Annotated in this window: 1 protein-coding gene and 1 tRNA gene; both read right to left on the bottom strand. The window is 61.3% G+C overall.

Annotated features, from left to right (window positions below; all coding sequences use genetic code 11):
- Positions 1-76 (bottom strand) — tRNA-Lys (locus ABWP50_RS13570).
- Between the two features lie 110 nt (positions 77-186).
- The coding region (rodA, locus tag ABWP50_RS13565; RefSeq protein ID WP_353218514.1) for a rod shape-determining protein RodA at positions 187-1026 on the bottom strand (840 nt) is incomplete at its 5' end.

The raw sequence follows: 1026 nt of genomic DNA, 5'->3' as shown, positions 1-1026 counted from the left end.
TGGTGGACGCACCAGGGTTCGAACCTGGGACCCGCTGATTAAGAGTCAGCTGCTCTACCAACTGAGCTATGCGTCCATCTCGCCAATGGCGGAGCCACAGGGTCGTGTTGCCCTGTGGGAGGTAGCGTCTAGCAATGACGTAGGGGGGTTGTAAACTGGTTTTGTGGGGCTTGGCGGCGCGATTGGTCAATCCTGGTTTGGCCGGTTGGTGCGGGCGATGCCCATGACCAGGCCGAGCAGGATCATCACGGTCATCATGGCGCTGCCGCCCCAGCTGATCAGCGGCAGCGGAATGCCGACGACCGGGGCGAGGCCCATCACCATCATCATGTTGATCGCCAGATAGAAGAACAATGTGGCCATCAGGCCCACGCACAGCAGCCGTTGAAACTGGTTGGTTGCGGCCATAGCCGTGCGGATGCCCCATGCTAGCACCAGCCCAAAGAGGATGATCACATACAGGCCGCCCAGCAGCCCCCATTCTTCTGCCATGGTGGCGAAGGCAAAATCGGTGTGCAGTTCGGGCAGATAATCGAGATGGCTTTGGGTGCCGTTCAGGAATCCCTTGCCGGACAGGCCGCCTGATCCGATGGCGATCTTGCTTTGGGTGATGTGATAGCCGGCGCCGCGCGGATCGGATTCAGGGTCCATGAAGATCAGCACCCGCTTGCGTTGGTAATCATGCATCAGCTGCCATACCAGCGGCAGCAGCCCGGCCAGCACCGCGCCGGCCGCGCCGAACAGCCACAGCCTGACGCCGGCCAGAAACATCATCGTCACACCGCCGAACACGATCGACAGGGCCGTGCCCAGATCGGGTTGCAGCATCACCAGGCCAGCGGGCAGCGCAATCAACGCCAATGCCGGCAGCAGAACATCGGGCCGGCTTTCGTAACCCTTTGGCACATAGTGAAAATAGCGGGCCAGAACCAGCACGATGCCCAGCTTCATCAATTCCGATGGCTGAAACTGCATGATGCCGATGTCCAGCCAGCGCTGGCTGCCGCCGCGCACCTGGCCGAGCAG

Origin of the sequence: Sandarakinorhabdus sp. (assembly GCF_040398645.1) — a bacterium.
Classification (GTDB): Bacteria; Pseudomonadota; Alphaproteobacteria; order Sphingomonadales; family Sphingomonadaceae; genus Sandarakinorhabdus.
The sequence above is the reverse complement of the archived record's forward strand: the minus strand, read 5'-3'. Positions and strand labels throughout refer to the sequence as shown.